Annotated in this window: 1 protein-coding gene; it reads left to right on the forward strand. The window is 62.1% G+C overall.

Features of this window, described 5'->3' with window-relative positions:
* Positions 1-305 (forward strand): hypothetical protein (locus F2P46_RS36175; RefSeq protein ID WP_208296931.1); only part of this gene is annotated, 305 nt, incomplete at its 5' end.
* Positions 306-554: the final 249 nt, after the last annotated feature.

Genomic DNA, 554 nt, shown 5'->3' on the forward strand with positions numbered 1-554 from the left:
CCACGTATGCGCCGGCACCGGGCGCTTCGTTCGCGGTCGATCTTACCAACGGGACGGTGCAGAAGTTCACGACCACCGCAAACACGACGATCACATTGCCGGCATCCGTGGCAGGGAAAAGCTTTACCGTCATCGTCGCTTTCGGCGGGGCGCACACGGTGACATTTAGCGGCGGGACGGCACTGCGGTGGGCGATGGGCGGCGGCGTGCCGAATCCTACCGCGCAGGCCGGCAAGGTCGATATTTACGTCTTCCTGCAAGACGGCACGTTCACCTATGCGCAAGACGGTGGGAGAAATTTCTGATGCGCGGCGCGAGTCGATTTTTCGCTTCTCGCCGTCCCCCAAGTGGCTCTCAAGAGTGGCTGGAGTCAGGAACTTATGCCTTCTATGCGCCACCTGGAATGACGTCGCTTTGCGCGGTGACGGTGGGCACCGGAGGCGCGCATGGGGGCGACGACGGGGGGCAAGGCCGCATAGGGGGTACAGGCGGTGCCGGGGGGCTGGCTTATGTAAATAACATTCCGTGCACGCCCGGAGAACTTTTCTATGTGA

The sequence above is a fragment of the Massilia sp. CCM 8734 genome (assembly GCF_011682155.1).
Lineage (GTDB): Bacteria > Pseudomonadota > Gammaproteobacteria > Burkholderiales > Burkholderiaceae_D > Telluria_A > Telluria_A rubra.